A 19,073-nucleotide genomic window follows, 5' to 3' on the forward strand; every position below is an offset into this window, starting at 1 on the left:
CCCGACGGGTCCTGCCGAAGGTGTCTCGTCCCCCTCGTACCGCTAGGCGGCCCGCGCCACGCATACGGGCTGGTAGAAGCCGCTGTCCGCCGGAGCGTGCCAGGTCGGACCGGTGAAGGCCGCGGACCTCACGGCGTCCGTCACCTCGCGCCGGGTCAGCGCCCGGGAGGTGGCGTGGCGGACGCGGACCTCCCAGCCGTCCCCGTCCGGCAGGAGCTGGAAGTACTCCTGGTCGTAGCGCTCCCCGTCGTCGTGCCAGTGCCAGAGCTGGAAGGTGATCGTCCGGCCGTCGGAGGCGTGCGACACCTGGGGAGGCACGGAGGCGGGGCGGGTGCGGCGGGCCTCGTCGTAGTCGCGGAGGGTGAGCAGGAGCAGTCCGCCGTCCCGCAGGACGCGCCGCATCTCGCGCAGTGCCGCTTCCAGGTCCTCCGTGGTCAGCAGATGGGCGATCGAGTTGTCGGCGCACACGACGGCGTCGAACACGCCCCTCCCGAAGGGGAGTTGCCGCATGTCCGCGGCCGCCGTGGACAGGTCCGCGCCCCGGGCCGCGGCCTCCGCGGCCGCGCGGGTGGCGGCCACGGTGCTCAGGTCGCTGCCGACGACCCGGTGCCCGGCGCGTGCGAGACCGATCGCCTGGGTGCCGATCCCGCAGGCGCAGTCCAGGACGCGGTAGGGGCCCGGGCCGTCGAGTTCACCGCGCAGCAGGCCGTCGAACACGGCGGCCTGGCGGGCGATGCTCGCGTCCCAGTCGAGGAAGGTGCGGTGGTAGTCGGCGGCCAGCGAGTCGTAGAAGTCGCGGGGCGAGCGCGTCACTCGCCCGTCGCCTCCAGGACCGCCATCGCCGCGTTGTGCCCGGGCACGCCGCTCACTCCCCCGCCGCGCACCGCGCCCGCGCCGCACAGCAGCACGTTCGCGTGTCCCGTCTCGACGCCCCAACGGCCCGTCCCCTCCTGGGCGTAGGGCCAGGACAGCGCGCGGTGGAAGATGTTGCCGCCGGGCAGGCGCAGGTCGCGCTCCAGGTCCAGCGGGGTCTTGGCCTCGATGCAGGGGCGGCCGTCCGCATCGGTCGCCAGGCAGTCGGCGAGCGGTTCGGCGAGGTGGGCGTCGAGCTGGCCGAGGGTCGCCTTCAAGAGCTCGTCGCGGACGGCGTCGTTGTCCCGGTCGAAGAGGCGGGCGGGCGTGTGCAGGCCGAAGAGGGTGAGGGTCTGGTAGCCCTGCTCGACGAGGTCCGGGCCGAGGATGGTCGGGTCGGTGAGCGAGTGGCAGTAGATCTCCGACGGCGGCGCGGCGGGGAGTTCGCCGGAGGCGGCCTGGGCGTGGGCGGTGGCAAGCTGCCGGTAGCCCTCGGCGATGTGGAAGGTGCCGGCGAACGCCTCGCGCGGGTCGACGGAGGTGTCGCGCAGCCTCGGCAGCCGCTTGAGCAGCATGTTCACCTTCAGCTGGGCGCCCTCGGCGGGTTCCGGCGGGGTGTCGCCGGTCAGCTCGGCCAGGGCCTGTGGGGAGGCGTTGACCAGGACGTGGCGCGCGGCGGCGACGCCCTCGCCGTCGGGTGTGCGGTAGGTGATCTCGGCGGTCGTGCCGTCCGTGGCGATGCGGACCGCCTCGTGGCCGGTGGCGATGACGGCGCCCGCGGCACGGGCGGCGCCGGCCAGGGCGTCGGTCAGCGCGCCCATGCCGCCGACGGGGACGTCCCAGGCGCCGGTGCCGCCGCCGATCACGTGGTAGAGGAAGCAGCGGTTCTGCGGCAGGGTCGGGTCGTGGGCGTCGGCGAAGGTGCCGATGAGGGCGTCGGTGAGGACGACGCCCCGCACGAGGTCGTCGGCGAAGCGGTCCTCGATCGCGATGCCGATGGGGTCCTCGAACAGCACCCGCCAGGCCTCCTCGTCGTCGACGCGGCGGCGCAGCTCGTCCCGGGTGGGCAGCGGCTCGGTGAGGGTCGGGAAGACGCGTTCGGCGACGCGGCCGGTCATGGCGTAGAAGCGCTGCCAGGACTCGTACTCGCGGTCGGAGCCGGTGAGCTGGGCGAAGGCCTCGCGGGTGCGCCCCTCGCCGCCTCCCACCAGGAGCCCGGTCGGCCGTCCGTCCCGTTCCACCGGTGTGTACGAGGAGATGGTGCGGGTGCCGAGGCGGAACTCCAGGCCGAGGTCCCGCAGGATCTTCCGCGGCAGCAGGCTGACCAGGTACGAGTAGCGCGACAGCCGCGCGTCGACCCCGGCGAACGGCCGGGTGGAGACGGCGGCGCCCCCGGTGTGGTCCAGCCGCTCCAGCACCAGCACGGACCGCCCGGCCCGTGCCAGATAGGCGGCGGCGACCAGCCCGTTGTGCCCCCCGCCGACGATCACTGCGTCGTACGTCCGGTGTCCCTCGTGTGCAGCCATGGTTCTTCGTAACATGCGATGATCGTCAACGGCCAGGGGTGTACGGCGACGGGGTCATGACTCCGGCGTCCGCCCCGGCCCGCGGTCAGGCCGGTCCGTCTCCCAGGAGCCGGGTGAGGGCGACGCGGGAACGGACGCCGAGCTGGGTGAAGACGTTGCGCAGGTGGTACTCCACCGTGCGCGTGCTGATCGAGAGCTGCCGGGCCACCTCCCGGTTGGTGGCGCCCTGGGCGACGGAGCGGGCGATGCGCAGCTGCTGCGGGGTGAGCAGGCTGAGCGTGCCGGGCCCGGGGCCGGGCGCGTCGGCGAGCGTCTCCCCCGCGGCGCGCAGCTCCGCGCGGGCGTGCTCGCTCCACACGTCCGCGCCGCACTGCTCGAACCCCAGCACGGCACTGCGCAGTTGGGCCCTGGCCTCCACGGGCCGGCGCCTGCGGCGCAGCCACATCCCGTGGGCGAGGTGCGTCCGGGCGTGCTCGTAGGGCCCGTTGACCTTCTCGTGTTCCGCCAGGGCCGCGGTGAACAGCTCCTCGCTGCGCTCGTCGCGCTCGACGAGCGCCCGGCAGCGCAGGGCCAGCGCCGGTGCCTGGGGGTCGGCGCCCATGGCGGCCCAGGCGGCGTACTGGCCGATCATGTCCTCGACGTCGACGTCGACCTCGTGGCCCGCCAGGACGGCGGCCTCGACGTAGCAGGGGACCGTCATCACCCAGAGCCCGAAGTGGCCGCGCCGCGGGCCCTCGTGGACCAGCGGGGAGAGGCGGGCGGTGGCGTGCTCGGCGTTGCCGTGCCCCAGATCGGCGCGGGCCTGGGCCCATTCGGCGAGCGTGCTCGTCTGGCGCAGTCCGTGGGCGTGGGCGATGCGCAGCGCCGCCTGCGCGTGCCCGGCGACCGTCGCCGGGTCGCCCGCGATCGAGGCGGCCAGGGCCAGTACGGCGGACAGGCCGGCCGCCACGTTGCGGCGGCCGTGTTCCCCGGCCGCCTCCAGTCCCGCCTCGGCGTGGACGCGGGCCTGGTGGTAACTGCCCTCGCGCAGTTCGGCGTAGGCGAGGTGTTCGAGGATGCGGGCGACGATGTCGGTCGACTTCGCGGCGCGGGCGGTGGCCAGCGCGCGGCCGAGCACCTGGCGTGCCGTCGCGAGGTCGCCCAGCATGAGCGCGATGGTCCCGGCGGACATCAGGGCCGGCGGCTCGTCCCGGGCGCCGAGGACGGCGAGCACGGGGCGGAGCAGCAGGGTGGCCGCGGTGAAGTCGTCTTCCATCACGCGGCGCATGCCGTCCCGGTAGGAGCTCCAGAAGGCGTCGGCCGGGTCGTGCTCCTCCCCCGCCTGGAGTGCGGTGCCCCGGGGACCGGCCGGGGCGCAGAGGGCGTCGAGGGCTGCGAGGTATCCCTCGCGGTCACCTCCCGACCAGGCCGCCAGCGTGGCCTGCACGCCGGCCGTGCGCGACCGGGCGGGGTCGGTGGTCCGCAAGGAGGTGGAGGCGAGGAGGAGCAGGTTGTAGGCGTCGGCCGCCGGGCCGTCGCGCAGCAGGTGGAGGCCTTGGGTCATCTCCTCGTGCAGGTGAGGCGGTTGGTCGCCGCCCACGGGATGGTCGCAGTCCGCTCGGGTTTCTTCATGCCCCACGTGCACCACCATTCCCTGTGGCCTCGCTGTGCCGATCGTAGCGAGCGGTGGGCGTGCGCGGGTTCGAAACCCCGTAATGCTGACGGGCCGTCCAACAACGCGCCCCTGGTGGGCGACTGGTGATTCCACCGATACGTGAGGGGCGTGGCGGTTCCTACGTTGCTGTTGCGCTCGACGCACCGATCCGTGCGGAGCGCCCGTACCGCCGCACAGAGAAGAGGTACCCCCCATGTCTCACCGCGCGTCCCGACGTCATCTCGCGATCCTGTCCGTCGCCGCCGCCGGCGCTCTCGGTGCCGCCGGACTCACGCTGCTGCCCTCACTGGCCTCCGCCGCCCCCTGCTCCGACGTCGACGTCGTCTTCGCCCGCGGCAGCGGCGAGGCCCCGGGGCTCGGCATCGTGGGCACGCCCCTGGTGAAGACCATCAGGAGCGAACTGCCGGGCAGGTCCGTGACCTCGCACGCCGTCGACTACGCGGCGAACCTCTCGCAGACCAGCGCGGGCCCCGGGGCCACGGCCATGACGGACCACGTCAGGTCCACCGCCGCGAGCTGCCCCGGCACCGCCTTCGTCCTCGGCGGCTACTCCCAGGGCGCCAGTGTCACCGACATCGCGCTGGGCATCCGTACGACCCTGGGCACGGGCCGGACCATACCCACGGACCTGGCCTCCCGGGTCAAGGCCGTCGTCGTCTTCGGCAACCCGCTGCGGCTCTCGGGCCGGACCATCAACACCGCCGGCACCCTGTACGGCGCGAAGGCCAAGGAGTTCTGCAACACCGGCGACCCTGTGTGCGGCAACGGCAACAACGCCGCGGCGCACCTCACTTACCACGTCAACGGCAGCGTGCAGTCGGGCGCCCGCTTCGCCGCCGGCAGGATCGACGCGGGCTGAGCCACGGAGGCCGGAGGGGCCGCGGTGCACGGCCCTCCGGCTTCCGCCGAACCCCTGGGCGCGTCAGTCGTGGGCGACGACGGCGACGGGGGCGGTGGCGTGGTGCAGGACCGCGTGGGTGACGGGGCCGATGTGGGCGCCGACTGAGGAGCGGCGGATGCGCCGGCCGACGACGACCAGGGAGGCGTCCTTCGAGGCGTCGAGCAGGAGGGTGGACGGGCTGCCGTAGCGGGAGTGCTCGACGACCTCGACGTCGGGGAACTTCTGCCGCCAGGAGCGCAGCACCTCGGTCACCATGAGGGCGTCCCCCTTCGCCATCTCCCGCTCGACGGCGGGCTCGAGGGCCATGCCGTAGGCGTAGTAGGGCGGCGGGTTCCAGCCGTGCACGACCTTCAGCGGCACCTTGCGGCGCGCGGCGGCGTCGAAGGCGAACCCGATCAGCGCCTCGTCGGGGCGGCCGACGTCGAGTCCTAGGACGACGGGGCGGGTCTCGTCCGTCTCCCGCGCGGAGTCGGCCTCTTCGCGGGCGCGGACCAGGACGACGGGGCGCTCGGTGTGCGCCACGACCGCGAAGCCGATCGAGCCGACCACGAAGCCGCCGAGCCCGCCCAGGCCGCGTGAGCCGAGGACGAGGAGCTCGGCGTCCTTCGCCACGCGGGTCAGGGCCTCGGCGGCCGGTCCGGAGAGCTGCTCGGTGGTCACCTCGACGCCGGGGTGGCGCCGCCGCAGGTCCTCGGCGGCCTCACGGGGGATCCGCTCGGTCCAGTGCTGGAGGGTCTCCGTGCCGCGGTGCGTGGCGTCGGCCAGGTGCTCCGGGATCGGCTCCCAGGCGTGCACGAGCTTCACCGGCAGTCCGCGCAGCCCTGCCTCACGGGCCGCCCACTGTGCCGCGGCACGGCTCTCGGGCGAGCCGTCGAGGCCTACGGTGATGGTGCGGGACATGGTCTCCTCCTCCTGAACCGGGCCCTGACGGGACCCGGTTCCAGCGTGGTGTTCAGGGGTTCTGCAGAGCCCTTGAGCGGGGCCTCGGACAGGGGCCGGCGGGATGCGGGGGCGTCCCGCCGTGTGCGGGTCAGCGCAGCCAGGCGTGGTCGCGGACGACCGGGAGGCGTGCCCACTGCCGGCCCAGGCCCCAGGTGGCGCCCGCGCCCGTGACGGCGACGGCGATCAGCGCGGCGGCGTAGATGACGTGGTAGTCGACAAAGGGGTTCGTCGACATGCTCGGCGCCCCGTTCGCCAGGTGCTTGGCGGGCGGCCACTCGGCGATCCACATCAGCGCCATCATCGCGGCGCCCGCCACCGCGGCCGGACGCAGCGCCACGCCGGCCATGGCGGCCAGGCCGATGCCGAGCATGCCCAGCATGAACAGCCAGTCCGCCCACGTCGCGCCGGCCCACGCGTGGAACGTCGACTGCATCGGTCCCGCGGCGACGGAACCGAGGAAGCCCTTCGTCGGCGACCCGCCGTCGAGCCAGCCCTTGCCGGACGCGGTCGCGTAGCCGAGGCCGAAGGTCTTGTCGAGGAACGCCCACAGGAAGACGAAGCCGGTGAGCAGGCGCAGGGACGCGAGGGCGTAGGCCCGCAGGGCGAGGGTCTCGCTGCCTGCCGAGACGGCGATCGTGGAGCCGCCGCGGTTCCTGCGGAAGGACAGGTGGAAGCCGGGGCTCCGGTGGTGGTGCTCGTGCACGGCCATGGCAGTGTTCCCTTCGGGGCTGTCTTGTCGGTGTTCTGACATCACTCTCGCCGCGCGCGCCGTGCACGCGGGGATGCCGAAGGGCTGCGGCCGTGGGGCTGAAGGTCCCTTCTGCCGGGGCCCGTTGGGACCAACGCCAGGACCCGTGACCGCGACGGCCGGTGACCTGCGTGCCCGTCAGGTGCCCGTCAGGTCCGGGCGGATCAGGGTGCCCGACCGGCCGTGGACGATCTCGTACGCGGCGTCCAGGGCGCCGATCGCGGCCAGCGCGCCGGTGTGCTCGACGAAGCGGGCGGCGGCCTCGGTCTTCGGTCCCATGGAGCCGTCCGGGAAGCTCCCGGCGCGCAGCTGCGCGGGGGTGGCGTCGAGGATCGGCCGCCGCTCCGGGGTGCCGTAGTGCTCGTAGACGTTCGGAACGTCGGTGAGGACGAGCAGGAAGTCCGCCTTGAGGTCCTCGGCGAGCAGCGCCGCGGTGAGGTCCTTGTCGATGACGGCCTCCTGGCCTGTCAGCGCGCCCGTGTCGCGGTCCGCGGTGACGGGGACGCCGCCGCCCCCGGCGCAGATCACCATGGCGCCGGCGCCGAGCAGGTCGTGGATCATGTCGGTCTCCACGATGCGTTCCGGCCGGGGCGAGGGAACGACGCGGCGCCAGCCCCCGGTGTCCTCGGCGAAGGTCCACCCCCGCCTGGCGGCCAGCGCCTGCGCGGCCTTGCGGGAGTGGAGCTGGCCGACGAACTTCGTGGGCCGGTCGAAGGCGGGGTCGTCGGACCTGACGAGGGTGTGCGTGACGAGCGTGGCGATATGGCGGCCCGGCAGGGCGTTGTGGAGCGCGCAGGCCAGCAGGGACCCGATCAGACCCTGCGTCTGGGCGCCGAGGAGGTGCAGCGGATACGGGGCACTCAGGGCGGGGTCGGTCGCGCTCTCCATGGCGAGCAGGCCGATCTGGGGGCCGTTGCCGTGGGTGATGACGAGCTCGTGATCCATGGCGAGCGCCGCCAGAGCGGTGGCGACCCGGTCGATGTTGGCCTGCTGCACGGAGGCGTCGGGGCGTTCCCCGCGGTGGAGCAGGGCGTTGCCGCCGAGGGCGACGACGATGCGCATGGGTCAGTCCTCCAGGGTGGCGACGAGTACCGCCTTGATGGTGTGCAGCCGGTTCTCCGCCTGGTCGAAGACGAGCGACGCCGGCGAGGAGAACACCTCGTCGGTGACCTCGAGGCCGTCGAGGCCGTAGATGCCGAAGAGGTTCTGCCCGAGGCGGGTGTGCCGGTCGTGCAGGGCCGGCAGGCAGTGCATGAAGCGGACGTCGGGGTTGCCGGTGGCGGCCAGGGTCTTCTCACCGACCTGGTAGGGCATCAGAAGCTCGATCCGCTCCCGCCAGGTGTCGGCCGGCTCGCCCATGGAGACCCAGACGTCGGTGTGCAGGAAGTCGGCGTCGCGTACGGCGGACTCGACGTCCTCGGTGATCATCACCCGGGCGCCGCTGCGGTCGGCCACGTCGCGGCACCTGGCCACCAGCGCCGGGTCGGGCCAGAGCGCCTTCGGCGCGGCGATGCGCACGTCCATGCCGAGCAGGGCGCCCATGGACAGCAGCGAGTTGCCCATGTTGTTGCGCGCGTCGCCGAGGTAGCAGTAGGCGATGTCCGGCAGCGGCTTGGGGCTGTGCTCCCGCATGGTCAGGACGTCGCACAGGCTCTGGGTGGGGTGCGCGGTGTCGGTGAGGCCGTTGTAGACGGGGACGCCGGAGTGTGCGGCGAGCTGCGTCACGATGTCCTGGTCACAGCCCCGGTACTCGATGGCGTCGAACATGCGGCCCAGCACGTGGGCGGTGTCGGCGACGGACTCCTTGGTGCCGATGTGGCTGTCGCCGGGTCCCAGGTAGGTGGTGGCGGCGCCCTGGTCGGCTGCGGCGACCTCGAAGGCGCAGCGGGTGCGCGTGGAGGTCTTCTCGAAGATCAGGGCGAGGTGCCTGCCGGTCAGCCGCTGCCGTTCGCGGCGGGCGTGCCTGGCTGCCTTCAGCTCCGCGGCCAGGTCCAGGAGGTGATGGATCTCAGCTGCGGTGAAGTCGAGTTCGCCGAGGTAGGAGCGGCCTCGCAGGTCGATGGTCATGGCGGGTCCTCTGATGGTGGCTCAGGCGGCCGGGCCGCGTTCGACGGGACAGCTCATGCAGCGGGGGCCGCCGCGACCGCGTCCGAGTTCGGCGCCGGCGATCGTGACGATCTCGATGCCCTGCTTGCGCAGGTAGGTGTTGGTGGTGACGTTGCGCTCGTAGCCGACGACGACACCGGGCGCGACGGCGAGGAAGTTGCTGCCGTCGTCCCACTGCTCGCGCTCCGCGCCACGGATGTCCTGCGTGGCGGACAGCATGCGCACCTTGTCCAGGTCGAGGGCCTCGGCCAGGGCGGTGGCCAGATCGGAGTTGGCGGTGACGTCGAAGCCGGTCTCGCGGGCGTCGCTGGGCCGCAGGGTCCACGAGCGCAGGGAGTCGGCGAGGCCGGGATAGACCGTGAAGGCGTCCCGGTCGACCATGGTGAGCACCGTGTCCAGGTGCATGTAGGCGCGGGCGGCGGGGAGTTGGACGGCGATCAGGCGGGTCGCCGTGCCGCCGGCGAACAGCCGGGCGGCCAGGTTCTCCACGGCCTGGGCGGTGGTGCGCTCCCCCATGCCGACCATGACGGCGCCGTTGCCGAGGACGTGGACGTCGCCGCCCTCGAGGGTGCCGACCTCGCCCTCCAGGAGCGGTGTGCCGGCGGTGCCCGCGAACATCGGGTGGAAGCGGTAGACGGCCTCGGCGTGCAGGGTCTCCCGGCGCCGGGCGGGCTTGGCCATGGGGTTCACCGAGAAGCGGTCGTACATCCAGCAGGAGTTGTCGCGCGGGAAGAGGTGGTTGGGCAGCGGGGTGAGCGCGAAGTCGTCCGGGCCGAGCGCGCTCCACACCAGGCTGTGCGGGGCGGTCAGGGACAGGTCGCTCTTGAGTATCCCGCCGATCAGATAGCCGGCGAGGGTCTCCCCGTCGAGCTGCTCGCACAGGGCCCGCACGGGGTCGGTCAGGGCGGGGCCGACGGTGGCCGCCGTGACGACCCGCTCCAGCAGCCAGGCGCGGGCGTCCGGGACGTCGAGGGTGCGGGCCAGCAGGTCGGCGAAGTAGTGGACGCGGGTGCCGTGGTCGCGCAGCACCTGGGCGAAGGCGTCGTGCTCCTCGCGGGCGCGCTTGGCCCACATGATGTCGTCGAACAGCAGGGCGTCGACGTTGCGCGGGGTGAGACGGGAGAGTTCGAGGCCGGGGCGGTGCAGGACGACCTGGCGGAGGGGGCCGACCTCGGAGTCCACGTGGAAGGTGTTCATGGCGGGGGCTTTCTGCCGGTGGGACGGGAGGTCAGTCGTGCTGCGGGAAGTCCTTGCGGGTCCTGCGCGGGGCCGCCTTGTGGGTCCTGCGCGGATCGCGCGGGAGCCGGGCCGCGGGCGGAGGTGTCTCCGGGGCCCGCTGCTCGGGGACCGGGGCCGCCGTGTCCCGCACGGGTACGACCGTGTCGCCGTAGACGCCCTGGCGCTGTTTGAGCCAGATGTAGACCGGGACGCCGAGCAGCAGGACGAACAGGCCGTAGTAGACGGTCTGGTAGCCGCTGCCCTGGATCGACCAGTAGGAGAAGGCGAGCGCGAGGGCGGCCACCGTGACGTCACGTGCCAGCCGGCGCGGGGTCAGGCTCTCCCGGCCGCGCACGGTCAGCCAGTACAGCTGGGCGGCGGCGGAGAACAGGTACGGGATCACGGCGGTCAGCACGCTCAGCAGGACGATCTTGGTGAAGACGTCCTCGAAGCGGGTGTAGCTGAACACGGTGATCAGCGAGGCCAGCACGGTCGAGGCGACGATGCCGAAGGCGGGCACACGGTTCTCGCCGCGCAGCCGTGCGAAGGCGCCGGGGAAGAGCCCGTCGCGGGCGGCGGCGTACGGCATCTCCGCGCACAGCATGGTCCAGCCGTTGAGGGCGCCGATGCCGGAGACGATCGCGGCGACGGCGACGACGTCACCGGCCCAGGTGCCGCCGAAGATGTTGTTCGCGGCGTCGGAGAACGGCGCGGTCGAACCGCCCAGCCTGCCGTGCGCGACGGTGCCGAAGACCGCGAGCGTGCCCAGGATGTAGATGACGGCGCAGACCAGAGTGCCGTAGACGGTGGCGCGGGGGACGTTGCGCCCGGGCTCGCGGACCCGGCCCGCGACCACGGAGGCGGCCTCCAGGCCGAGGTAGCTGAACAGGGCGATGGCCGCCGCGGCGGAGACGGCTCCGAGCGCGGACCGGTGGCTCGCGTTGAAGGCGCCGAAGTTGCCCGGGTCGATGAACAGCAGCCCGACGGTGGCCATGAACACCAGCGGCACGAACTTGAGGACGGTCGTGACGACCTGGAACGTGCCGGTGTTGCGCACCCCGGTGAGATTGATCGCGGCGGGGATCCACAGCCCGATCAGCGCGATCAGCACCGAGATCCCGGTCCGGTGGCCGGTGTTGACGAAGACCTCGACGTAGCCGACCCAGGCCACCACGATCGCGGCGTTCCCCGCCCACGCGGTGATCCAGTACGACCAGGCGTTCAGGAATCCCGCGAACTCGCCGAAGGCCTCACGGGCGTAGACGTACGGCCCACCGCTCGCCGGCACCCGCTTCGACAGGGCTCCGAAGGTCAGCGCCAGGGCGAGCGCGCCGACGGTCACGACGAGGAACGCGACCAGCGAGATCGGCCCGTAGGGGGCGAGCGCGGAGGGCAGCGCGAACACGCCGGTCCCGACGATGCTGCCGATGACGAGCGCGGAAGCGGCGGGAAGACCGAGGGCCGCGGTGGGCTGCGCGGGTTCACCGCTGTTCGGTGTCCTGGGCATGGTGGCGCTCCTCGTGCGGTCGCTGCGGGTGAAACCGATTCGTTCCCGATCCTTCTGCGCGGCGTCGGAACAGATCAGTGGCCACAGGTCCCGCCGGAGAGATCCGCTGGTCCCGCCGCGAACGGGCCGACCGGCCCTGCCCGCTCAACTGCCGCGAGGCGGCCGGGGACGGACGGCGTGGTTCCCCGGGACGGGGCCCGTCGGGCATGCTGGTGGCGTATGCCAGTTCGAGAGAGTGGGGACCGTGAGGTGTCTGGCGGGTCTGGCAACGGTGATGAGGGTTCGCTTCCGGCGTTGCGGATGGATTCCCTGCTGAGCGAGCTGCAGGCGCATGTGCAGCGGGTGCGGGGCAGCCGGGACCGTATGCACATGCTGCTCGACGCCGTGCTGGCGATCGGCAGCGATCTCGATCTGGAGGATCTGCTGCGGCGGATCGTGCAGGCCGCCGCCGATCTGGTGGACGCCCGCTACGGGGCTCTGGGCGTGGTCGGTGAGGAGGGCCGGATCCGGCAGTTCATCACGGTCGGCATGGACGAGCGGACGGTGACCGGGATCGGTCCCTACCCGCAGGGCCGGGGCATTCTCGGCCTGCTGATCCGCGAGCCGCACTCGCTGCGGCTGGAGGACCTGGGGGCTCATCCGGAATCGGTGGGGTTCCCGCAGGGGCATCCCCCGATGCGGACCTTCCTGGGTGCACCGGTGCAGGTGCGGGGCACCGTGTTCGGCAACCTCTACCTGACCGACAAGCGCGGCGGAAAGCAGTTCGACGCCGACGACGAGGCGGTGCTGCGCACGCTCGCCGTGGCGGCGGGCGTGGCGATCGACAACGCGCGCCTCTACGACGACAGCCAGCACCGTGAGCGGCGGCTGACGGCCGGTGCGGAGCTGACCCGGGCGCTGCTGTCGGGCGTGCCGCCGGAGCAGCTGCTGCGCTCGCTCGCCGACACGGTGCACGAGATGACCGGGGCGGACCTGGTCACCCTTGCCCTGCCGGCGGGCGAGGGCGGCGGCCTGGTCGTGGAGACGGCCGCGGGAGAACTCGCCGAGCAGGTGCGGGGGCTGGCGCTGCCGCCCACCACGCTGGCGGCGAAGGTCTACGCCCACGGCCAGACCATCAGCAGCGACAGCATCAGTGACGACCCGCGCGCGCTGGGCGGCAGTGCCTCCGTCGTCCCGCTGGGGCCGGCGTTCTTCGTCCCCGTCGGCGACCGCGAGCGGGTGCGCGGGGTGCTGCAGGTGGCCAACTGCCCGGGGCGCCCCGCCTTCGACGCGACCGTCGAGGACATGGTGCTGGCCTTCGCCGATCAGGCCGCGCTGGCACTGGAGGTCGCCGAGCACCGCCGCGACGCGGACCAGCTCGTGCTCCTCAACGACCGCGACCGCATCGCCCGGGACCTGCACGACCTGGTCATCCAGCGGCTGTTCGCGGACGGTCTGACCCTGCAGTCGGTCCTCGGACGCCACACGGGTCCCCCGGAGATGACCGAACGCCTCCAGCGCGTCGTGGACGACCTCGACGACACCATCAAGATCATCCGAAGCACCATCTTCAGCCTGCAGCACCGCGAGCACACCCTGCGTCCCACCGGGTTGCGCGACCGGCTGGTGGCCGTGAGCGACGAGGCGACCGAGACGCTCGGATTCGCCCCGGCCCTGCGCATGACCGGCCTGCTCGACACCGACGTGCCCGCCCGGCACGCCGACCACGTCATGGCCGTGCTGCGCGAGGCCCTGTCCAACACGGCCCGGCACGCCCACGCCACCTCCGTGGAGATCAGCGTGGCGGCGGCGCAGCGGACACTGCGGCTGACGGTCGCCGACAACGGCCGCGGCATCGCACCGGAGACCACGCGCAGCAGCGGTCTGACCAACATGCGCACACGCGCCGAGGAACTGGGCGGAAGCTTCACCCTCGCCGGCCGCGAGCCGTCGGGGACTCTCCTGGAATGGACTGTGCCCCTGCCCGCGGACGACTAGACCGCCAACCGCCGGCCGATGACCGCGGCGCCGGTCAGCGGCCGCCCTCCGCCCGCTGCTGGCGCAGGACCGCCACCCTGCGGTAGAGCTCGACCGCCTCCGCGCCGCGGCCCAGTTGTTCCAGGCAGTGGGCCTCGTCGTTGCGGCTGGCGAGGGTGTCGGGGTGGTCGGCGCCGAGCACGCGCTCGCGGGCGGCGGCGACGCGGCGGTACTCGGCGAGCGCGTCGTGCCAGCGGCCGAGCCAGCCGAGGCCGACGGCGACCTCGCGGCGGCTGACCAGGGTGTCCGGGTGGTCGGGGCCGAGGACGCGCTCGCGGATGGCGCAGACGTCGCGGGACTCGGCGAGCGCCTCCTCCCAGCGGCCGAGGCGGCCGAGGTTCACGCCCAGGCCGTGGCGGGCGCGCAGGGTCTCGGGGTGGGTGGGGCCCTGGACCCGGGTCCGGACGTCGATCAGGTCGCGGTAGAGCGTGAGCGCCTCCGCGCTGCGGCCGAGGCGGCCGAGGCTGATGCCGACCTCGTAGCGGGCGGCGAGGGTGTCCGCGTGGTCGGGCCCGAGCGCCTGGGCGCGGGCCTCGGCGACCTCGCGGTAGGTCTGCAGGGCCTCCGGCCAGCGGCCCAACTGACCGAGCGCGTAGGCGACTTCGTAGCGGGTGACCAGGGTGTCGGGGTGGTCGGGACCGAGCACGCGGGCGCGGGCCGCGGCCACGTCGCCCGCCATGCGGTACGAGTCCTCGAGACGGCCGAGTCTGCTGAGGTTGAAGGCGAGGTTGTGACGGCAGCGCAGCGTGTCCGGGTGGTCGGGGCCCTGGCCGCGCTCCCGGGCGGCGAGCACGGACACGTACACCTGGTGGGCGTCGAAGTGGCGGCCCAACTGACCGAGCACGTACGCCATTTCCTGGCGGGCGGCGAGCGTGTCGGGGTGGTCGGCGCCCAGCGCACGCGTCCTCGCGGCGGCCACGGCCTTGTACTCCTGCAGCGCGTCGGCGGCGCGGCCGGTGCGGCTGAGGGTGAAGGCGACCTCGTAGCGGCTGGCCAGCGTGTCGGGGTGGTCGGGGCCGAGCAGATGGGTGCGTTCGGCGGCCACCGCGCGGTGCACCTCGCCGGCCTCCGCCCAGCGGCCGAGCCGCCCCAGGCTGAGCCCGGCGTTGTGCCGCCCGGCCAGCGCGGTGAGCTGCTCCTGGGAGGGGGCGGCCGGTTCCTCGGGGGCGGGTCCGCCGGCCCGGCCGCCCGGCGGGCGCGGGATCCACTCGCCGGTGAGCCCGGCCCCGGCGTCCGGGGGCGTGGTGGAGAGCTGCGCGCCGGTGGCCTTGTGGCCGGTGGTCATGCCCCGCGTCCAGGAGGGCATCCGGCCCTCGCGGGAGGAGGCCTGGCCGGGCGGGCGCAGGACCGGCTGCGGGGTGACGACGGTCGGCACGTACGCCGGTGTCGTACGGCCGAGGGTGATGCGGCGACCCAGCTCACGCGCGTCGTGCGGGCGCTGCTCGGGCCGTTTGGCCAGCAGGTCCAGGATGATCTTCTCGAGGTATTCGGGGAGTTCGGCCCGGCGGCTGCGCGGCGGCTCGGGCGGGGTGTCGCGGTGCCCGACGAGGATGGCCCACGCGTCGTCGAGGTCGAACGGCGGTGCCCCGGTGGCGATCTCGTACAGGACGCACCCCAGCGAGTACAGGTCGCTGCGCTGGTCGACCTCGTCGCCGCCGATCTGCTCGGGCGACATGTAGTGCGGGGTGCCCATGGCGATGCCGGTGCCGGTGAGCCGGGAGGTGAAGCCGATGTCGTGGCCGAGGCGGGCGATGCCGAAGTCGCAGATCTTCACCGTGCCGTCCTCCAGCCGCATGATGTTCGCGGGCTTGAGATCGCGGTGCACGATGCCCTGCTGGTGGGTGTAGGCGAGGGCCGCGGAGACCTGGTCGGCGATGTCCACGATGTCGCCGACCGGCAGGGGATGCTGCCGGTTGTCCTCCAGCAGCTGGGAGAGGTTGCGGCCGTCCAGGAGCTCCATGACGAGGTAGAGGATGCCGTCGTACTCGCCGAAGTCGTGGACGACGGTCACCCCGCGGTGCTGGAGGGCGGCGGCCACCCGGGCCTCCCGGCGGAAGCGCTCCCTGAGGACCCGGGTGAAGGACTGGTCGTGGTGCGGGCCGAGGGGCTTGAGGCATTTCACCGCGACATGCCGGCCGAGCGACTCGTCACGGGCACGCCACACCTCGCCCATGCCGCCCCGCCCGATCAGGTCGAGCAGCCGGTACCGGCCCTGGATCAGCCTGCTGTCCCCCATCTGCTGCGATCGCCCCCGTCCGCACCGCCCACCCCTGGCCCGTCCAGTATGGCGACCTATCGTCCGAGTTTGTACGGTCGCGGCCGGGAGCCGGGACCGAGCCGGGCCATGGCGCGCAGGATGTGTTTGGGCGGGAGTTGCCATCGCACACGTGCGGGAACGCAGCGCAGCAGGGTGCCCGTGACACGCAGTTGCCGGGTGACGGTAGCGGGTCGCGGCGCCGGTCTGCCGTACAACTCGTGGGCGTACGGCGGCAGGGCGGCGTACGCCAGCTGTGCCACACGCCGCCACAGCACCTCGCGCGCCGGGACGAGAAGAGGATGCGTCGGAGGGCGGAGCAGGAAGTCGTCCACCGCGCGTGCCTCGGATCCGGCGGCGAGGTCGGGGCGCACCTTCTCGAAGTAGGCCGCCATCTCCGCCTGGTTCGCCGGTACGGCGTCGGGATCGAGGCCCACCAGGCGGGCGCTGACCCGGTGTTCGCCGATGTAACGGTCGGCCTGTGCGTCGGTGAGCCGGAAACCGGAGCGCCGGGCGACGGTCAGATAGGAGTCGATCTCCGCGCAGTGCACCCACAGGAGCAGGTCCGGCTCGTCGACGCCGTAGTGCTCCCCCGTGGCCGGGTCGGTCGCCGACAGCATGCGGTGGATCTTCCGCACCCGGGTCCCGGCGCGCTCGGCGGCCTCGGTGGTGCCGTAGGTGGTGGTCCCGACGAAGTTCGCGGTCCGCATCAGGCGGCCCCAGGCGTCCTTGCGGAAGTCGGAGTTCTGCATGACGCCGCGCACGGCGCGCGGGTGCAGGGCCTGGAGGTAGAGCGCGCGGATGCCGGCGACCCACATCATGGGGTCGCCGTGCATCTGCCAGGTCACCGAGGACGGTCCGAACAGCCCGGGGTCGCCCGCCTTGAAGCCCGTCATCCGTGCAGGTTAGCGCCGCACCCTCGGCATCCCCAGACCGATCCAGGAGATGATCTCGCGCTGGATCTCGTTGTTGCCGCCGCCGAAGGTGAAGATCACGGCGGAGCGGTAGCCGCGTTCGAGCTCGCCGTGCAGCACCGCGCCCGCCGAGCCCTCCTTCAGCTCGCCCGCGGTGCCGACGATCTCCATCAGCCAGGCGTAGGCGTCGCGGCGGGCCTCCGAGCCGTAGACCTTGACGGCGGAGGCGTCCTGCGGGGTGAGGGTTCCCTCCTGGACGGCGTTCACCATGCGCCAGTTGAGGAGTTTCATCGCGTCGAGCCGGGTGTGGGTCTGGGCCAGGCGGCGGCGCACCCAGGGCAGGTCGACGACGCGGCGGCCGTCGGCGAGCTTGGTCTCCATGGCCCAGCGCTGCACGTCGTGCAGGGCGCGGATGGCCATGGTGCCGTGGGCGGCGAGGGTGACGCGCTCGTGGTTGAGCTGGTTGGTGATCAGCCGCCAGCCCTGGTTCTCGGCGCCGACGCGGCGGGAGACGGGGACGCGGATGTTCTCGTAGTAGCTGGCGGTGGTGTCGTGGGAGGCGAGGGTGTTGATGAGGGTGCAGGAGTAGCCGGGGTCGCTGGTCGGCACGAGCAGCATGGTGATGCCCTTGTGGGGCGGGGCGTCGGGGTCGGTGCGCGTCGCGAGCCAGACCCAGTCGGCCGTGTCGCCGTTGGTGGTCCAGATCTTCTGCCCGTTGACGACGTACTCGTCGCCCTCGCGGACCGCGCGCGTCCTGAGTGAGGCGAGGTCGGTGCCGGCGTCGGGCTCGCTGTAGCCGATGGCGAAGTCGATCTCGCCGGAGAGGACTTTCGGCAGGAAGTACGCCTTCTGCTCGTCCGTGCCGAACTGCATGATCGTCGGGCCGACCGTGTTGAGCGCCATCAGCGGCAGCGGTACGCCGGCCTGGGCGGCCTCGTCGAAGAAGATGAACTGCTCCATCGCGGTCAGCCCGCGCCCGCCGTACTCCTTGGGCCAGCCGACGCCGAGCCAGCCGTCGGTGCCGAGGCGGCGGACGGTCTCGCGGTAGAAGCGTTTCTGGGCGGCGGGGTCGGCGTGCCGGGCGTAGGCGTTGTCCGGCACCAACTCGGCGAAGTAGGCGCGCAGTTCGGTGCGCAGCCGCTGCTGCTCGGGCGAGTATTCGAGGTGCACGACGCCTCCAGGCTTCCCAGGCCGGTCCTGACGGCGCACACGGTAGAACGTGTTTCAGAAATAGGGAATGGGGAGGGGGGCGCGATCGGTGGGGGTGGGCATCGGTGGAGGGTGGAAATGGCGGAGTGGGGGCGGGTGCGTTCGGGCCGGCCCGGGGGCGGACCGGTTACCACGCGTAACGGTGCGGGGTCGTTTCACCGATGGCGGCACGGGCCGCGGTTCCGCCGGCGGCCGACGCCCGGCCCGGCTTCACCGGTGTCGGGGCAAGCGCGGTTCCGCCGGCGGCGGTGAGCCCCGGTCACCGGTAGCGGCGCGGCCCGACCCCGTCGGCATGGGGGCGGGCCCATCTTCCGCGGCGTCGGCGCGACCCCCTCTCCTCCCGTGCCGCCGTAGCGTGAGGCGTCACGGATCTCAGTTCAACGTGGACAAGAACTCCGTGCACGCGCGGGCGCAATCGCGGGCCGCCTCGGCTCCGTCCTCCGCGTCGGGGTGGCGGTCGAAGACGTGGGCGCATTCCAGGCAGACCGTGCGGCACCACTCGAGCTGGATGCGGATGCCGGACTCGTCGAGGCGGTTCTGTTCGGACAGCACCCGGCACGTCGCGTCGCACACCTCCGCGCACATGATGCCCTTGCGCCGTACGAGCTCCTGCTCCTCCGTTCCGTCCGTGTCCACCAGGCTCGCCCGCAGAGCGCACGCGCGGGCGCACTCCGTACAGGCCTGGGCGCAGGCGAAGCGGTCCTCCAGGAATTGGAAGAGTTCCTGCTGGGTCGTCGTAGTCACACCGGGCGGGTTGCCGCACTCCTCCGCGTCAAACACGGGCCGGTTCACCGCAGGGCCGCGGGGTACCCGGCTGCCATGAACAGCGCAACTATGGACATCGCCGCCGGCAGTGCCGCCGCCATGGGGCTCGTCGCGACAGGCGTGGTGGTCGTGGTCCTGCTGATCGGCGCCTTCGTCCTCGGCGCACGCATCCGGCGCCGCGAGCCCGCCCCGCCGCGACCCGAGGAACAGCCGAGGCTGCCGGACGAGGGCCCGGTCCGCGAGGTGCTGGAACACCGCGAGCCGGACGAGGTGCCCCGCAGCGACCGGCGCCTGACCCCGCACGAGCTGCCCAACCACGGCAACTCCCCGACCCGGACCGGCTCGGCCACGAACCGGCGCCGCTGGAGCGAGGGCAGCAGCGGTTCGTTCGGCAGCGGCGGGCCGGGCACCCGCTGAGACCGGCGACGCCGGGAGGAACGAGGACCCGGCCGGCGTGCGAG

At 73.0% G+C, this 19,073-nt stretch carries 16 protein-coding genes; 3 read left to right on the plus strand and 13 right to left on the minus strand.

All coding sequences use genetic code 11. The features are described from left to right. Nucleotides 1-42: 42 nt before the first annotated feature. From ACFU97_RS33915 to ACFU97_RS33925, 3 genes are all read right to left on the minus strand, one after another. Complete coding sequence (locus ACFU97_RS33915; protein WP_384264335.1) at nucleotides 43-813, minus strand: class I SAM-dependent methyltransferase; 771 nt, start codon at nucleotides 811-813, stop codon at nucleotides 43-45. Next, nucleotides 810-2,378, minus strand: coding sequence for a phytoene desaturase family protein (locus tag ACFU97_RS33920; RefSeq protein WP_384264337.1), 1,569 nt, complete (start codon nucleotides 2,376-2,378; stop codon nucleotides 810-812). Before ACFU97_RS33920 ends, ACFU97_RS33915 begins: the two co-directional genes overlap by 4 nt. Before the next feature lie 85 nt (nucleotides 2,379-2,463). After that, on the minus strand, nucleotides 2,464-3,921 hold the full coding sequence (locus ACFU97_RS33925) for a LuxR C-terminal-related transcriptional regulator (RefSeq protein WP_384264338.1): 1,458 nt from the start codon (nucleotides 3,919-3,921) through the stop codon (nucleotides 2,464-2,466). 304 nt (nucleotides 3,922-4,225) lie between these two features. Between ACFU97_RS33925 and ACFU97_RS33930 the strand changes: the two genes are divergently transcribed. Then, entirely contained in the window at nucleotides 4,226-4,891 is a 666-nt protein-coding gene (locus tag ACFU97_RS33930; RefSeq protein WP_384264339.1) for a cutinase family protein, read from the plus strand. A gap of 63 nt (nucleotides 4,892-4,954) precedes the next feature. Here the strand turns inward: ACFU97_RS33930 and ACFU97_RS33935 are convergent, their stop codons facing one another. The 6 genes from ACFU97_RS33935 to ACFU97_RS33960 all read right to left on the minus strand — a co-directional run bounded on the left by ACFU97_RS33935 (nucleotide 4,955) and on the right by ACFU97_RS33960 (nucleotide 11,454). Continuing rightward, nucleotides 4,955-5,833, minus strand: coding sequence for a universal stress protein (locus ACFU97_RS33935; RefSeq protein ID WP_384264340.1), 879 nt, complete (start codon nucleotides 5,831-5,833; stop codon nucleotides 4,955-4,957). A gap of 130 nt (nucleotides 5,834-5,963) precedes the next feature. Further along, complete coding sequence (locus tag ACFU97_RS33940; protein ID WP_384264341.1) at nucleotides 5,964-6,584, minus strand: hypothetical protein; 621 nt, start codon at nucleotides 6,582-6,584, stop codon at nucleotides 5,964-5,966. 177 nt (nucleotides 6,585-6,761) lie between these two features. Then, the gene (locus tag ACFU97_RS33945) at nucleotides 6,762-7,685 is read right to left on the minus strand and encodes a carbamate kinase (RefSeq protein WP_384264343.1); all 924 of its coding nucleotides are present in this window, start codon (nucleotides 7,683-7,685) and stop codon (nucleotides 6,762-6,764) included. A 3-nt stretch (nucleotides 7,686-7,688) separates the two neighbouring features. Next, entirely contained in the window at nucleotides 7,689-8,690 is a 1,002-nt protein-coding gene (argF, locus tag ACFU97_RS33950; RefSeq protein WP_384264344.1) for an ornithine carbamoyltransferase, read from the minus strand. Nucleotides 8,691-8,711: 21 nt separating this feature from the next. Continuing rightward, the gene (locus tag ACFU97_RS33955) at nucleotides 8,712-9,926 is read right to left on the minus strand and encodes an arginine deiminase (RefSeq protein ID WP_384264345.1); all 1,215 of its coding nucleotides are present in this window, start codon (nucleotides 9,924-9,926) and stop codon (nucleotides 8,712-8,714) included. Nucleotides 9,927-9,957: 31 nt separating this feature from the next. Then, nucleotides 9,958-11,454, minus strand: a complete 1,497-nt coding sequence (locus ACFU97_RS33960) for an APC family permease (protein ID WP_384264346.1) — start codon at nucleotides 11,452-11,454, stop codon at nucleotides 9,958-9,960. A gap of 300 nt (nucleotides 11,455-11,754) precedes the next feature. Here ACFU97_RS33960 and ACFU97_RS33965 point away from each other — a divergent pair, with 300 nt between their 5' ends. After that, complete coding sequence (locus ACFU97_RS33965; protein WP_384264362.1) at nucleotides 11,755-13,431, plus strand: GAF domain-containing protein; 1,677 nt, start codon at nucleotides 11,755-11,757, stop codon at nucleotides 13,429-13,431. 34 nt (nucleotides 13,432-13,465) lie between these two features. On the opposite strand, the gene ACFU97_RS33970 is transcribed toward ACFU97_RS33965, so the two are convergent. The 4 genes from ACFU97_RS33970 to ACFU97_RS33985 form a co-directional block, all read right to left on the minus strand. Further along, nucleotides 13,466-15,706: a tetratricopeptide repeat protein gene (locus ACFU97_RS33970; protein ID WP_384264348.1), complete on the minus strand. Its 2,241-nt coding sequence runs from the start codon at nucleotides 15,704-15,706 to the stop codon at nucleotides 13,466-13,468. A 56-nt stretch (nucleotides 15,707-15,762) separates the two neighbouring features. Beyond that, nucleotides 15,763-16,620 (minus strand): oxygenase MpaB family protein, encoded by an 858-nt coding sequence (locus ACFU97_RS33975; protein ID WP_384264350.1) that lies wholly within the window; start codon nucleotides 16,618-16,620, stop codon nucleotides 15,763-15,765. Nucleotides 16,621-16,629: 9 nt separating this feature from the next. Next, nucleotides 16,630-17,808, minus strand: coding sequence for an acyl-CoA dehydrogenase family protein (locus tag ACFU97_RS33980; RefSeq protein WP_384264352.1), 1,179 nt, complete (start codon nucleotides 17,806-17,808; stop codon nucleotides 16,630-16,632). Between the two features lie 411 nt (nucleotides 17,809-18,219). Further along, complete coding sequence (locus ACFU97_RS33985; protein ID WP_384264354.1) at nucleotides 18,220-18,591, minus strand: ferredoxin; 372 nt, start codon at nucleotides 18,589-18,591, stop codon at nucleotides 18,220-18,222. A 75-nt stretch (nucleotides 18,592-18,666) separates the two neighbouring features. Here ACFU97_RS33985 and ACFU97_RS33990 point away from each other — a divergent pair, with 75 nt between their 5' ends. Then, nucleotides 18,667-19,029 (plus strand): DUF6479 family protein, encoded by a 363-nt coding sequence (locus ACFU97_RS33990; RefSeq protein WP_384264356.1) that lies wholly within the window; start codon nucleotides 18,667-18,669, stop codon nucleotides 19,027-19,029. The last annotated feature ends 44 nt before the right edge of the window (nucleotides 19,030-19,073 follow it).

It is taken from the genome of Streptomyces sp. NPDC057616, assembly GCF_042800575.1.
Taxonomy (GTDB): domain Bacteria; phylum Actinomycetota; class Actinomycetes; order Streptomycetales; family Streptomycetaceae; genus Streptomyces.